This window comes from Vibrio sp. Vb0304 (assembly GCF_033338995.1).
GTDB classification, from domain to species: domain Bacteria; phylum Pseudomonadota; class Gammaproteobacteria; order Enterobacterales; family Vibrionaceae; genus Vibrio; species Vibrio alginolyticus.
Window position 1 is genome coordinate 1 of the sequence record NZ_JAWOTT010000068.1, and the last position, 2011, is coordinate 2011.

General features: G+C 43.2%; 2 protein-coding genes and 1 pseudogene. All 3 read left to right on the forward strand.

Annotated elements, in window-relative coordinates; translation table 11 throughout:
• Positions 1-401, forward strand: a pseudogene (locus R7P35_RS23770) (GDP-mannose 4,6-dehydratase); the annotation flags it as partial.
• 53 nt (positions 402-454) lie between these two features.
• Entirely contained in the window at positions 455-1204 is a 750-nt protein-coding gene (locus tag R7P35_RS23775) for a glycosyltransferase family 2 protein (protein ID WP_206973495.1), read from the forward strand.
• Entirely contained in the window at positions 1201-1869 is a 669-nt protein-coding gene (locus R7P35_RS23780; protein WP_005457981.1) for a TVP38/TMEM64 family protein, read from the forward strand. The genes R7P35_RS23775 and R7P35_RS23780 overlap by 4 nt, the downstream gene beginning before the upstream one ends.
• Positions 1870-2011: the final 142 nt, after the last annotated feature.

Genomic DNA, 2011 nt, shown 5'->3' on the forward strand with positions numbered 1-2011 from the left:
GTCAGTCTATTGATATTAATAATAACGGTGATATGTGGAGGGACTTTACCCATATTAATGACATTGTCGAAGGGATAGTCAGAATTTCTGATGTCATACCAAGAATTAATCAGCGATGGCAGTTTGAAAATAGTACTCCAGCGGATAGTTCTGCTCCTTATTCTATTTACAATATTGGTTATGGTTCACCGATTTGTTTGATGGATTTTATCAAAGCAATAGAAAATGAACTCGGAATAGAAGCAAAGAAGAATTATCGAGAGATGCAGCCAGGAGATGTATACCAAACCTATGCTGATACAACAGCTTTCTATCAAGCCACTGGTTATCGGCCGTCAGTTTCCGTAGAAGAAGGTATTGCCGAGTTTGTCGCTTGGTACCGGAATTTTTATAACAAGTGAAAGATTTGTCATTCAGAACTTTCAAGGTCGAGAGTTCACATAAGGTTAGAGCTATGTTACCGAGTATATCAGTCGTTATTCCTGCAAAAAATGAACAAGGAAATATTGGGAAGTTAGTGAAAGAAATTCATGCCAGTTTAGAAGCATACCCTAACGTCGAAATTGTCATTACGGACGACGGTAGTACCGATGATACGGTGCAAGAGGCACTTGAAGCTGCTAAAGAATGTGGGTGTGACCTGCAGGTGGTAAGCCACGAACATAGTTGCGGTCAAAGCACAGCAGTGTTAACTGCCGTCAAACATGCAAAAGGTGAGTGGATCGTTACCTCCGATGCTGATGGGCAGAACGATCCGTCGGATATGCCTAAGATGCTTGAGCTTGCTGCTAAAGTCAGCAATCCGAACTTTTGCATCGCGGGTTATCGAGCGAAAAGGTTGGATACAGCTTGGGTTAGGTTTCAATCGAAGGTGGCGAACAAAGTGCGCCATGCATTACTAGGTGATGGTGTTCCAGATTCTGGTTGTGGACTTAAAGTCATCCCTAAATCGACTTATCTGCGCTTGCCGTATTTTGATCATATGCATCGGTTTTTGCCTGCACTCATCAAAGCGATGGGCGGGGAAATCGTCGTTCACCCAGTCGCGCACCGAGACAGAGAAGCAGGCACTTCCAATTACAATGCATGGAACCGTGTTTGGGTAGGGATTGTTGATATGTTTGGTGTGATCTGGTTACAAAAGCGCACGAAAAATCCGATGATCAAAGCTGTCAGCATTGCCAATGAAAATGCAAAACAATGAAATGGTTAAAGCTTGCACTTCTTATACTTGCTGGGGTTTTGTTAGCAAATCAGCTCGATAATCCCGTTTTATCTCACCTCACAGATAGGAACTGGCTGGTTGGCTACATTCAAAAAAACGGGGCTTTAGGGCATGTGGTCATCTTCACATTCAGTGTGGTGTTTTTGTCGTTAAGTGGGCCAAAGCAAGCCATCGCATTGGTATTCGGCTATTTATACCACGTCCAATTAGGCGTGCTTATCACCTTATTTGCTTGTGTTTTTGGGGCGACATTTAACTACGCCTGCGCGCGCTTTCTCATCGGAAATTGGCTATATCGACGGTTCCCGAAAAAAATGACGCGTTTTAATTCATTTGCGAGTCGTAAGCCGTTTTACAAAATCCTTTTGCTACGTTTGTTTCCGATTGGGAATAACGTCGTGACCAACGTTTTATCGGGTAGTGTCCGAGTGCCGTTCTTTGCCTTTATCTCCGCCAGTCTGTTGGGATACTTGCCTCAAATTATCATCTTCGCATTGATGGGCGCTGGTATTCATTCATCGAGTAATACAATGATATATCTCAGTATTTTCTTTGGTATCGTTAGCGCGGTACTCACAGGGTTTCTCTATCGAGATCATATTAAAAGTCGTGTTGAATTATTGAATATGGAAGAGGAAGTATGAGCTTAGTGACGTCCAAGTGTCGACAAGTTTGGCAAAGTGATGACTATTATCAAACCCTATGGTTTTTGTTGTTCCTCGCCTTCATCATTATTTTTTCGGGGATAGGGTTACGCGACCCGTGGCCTGCCGATGAACCACGCTC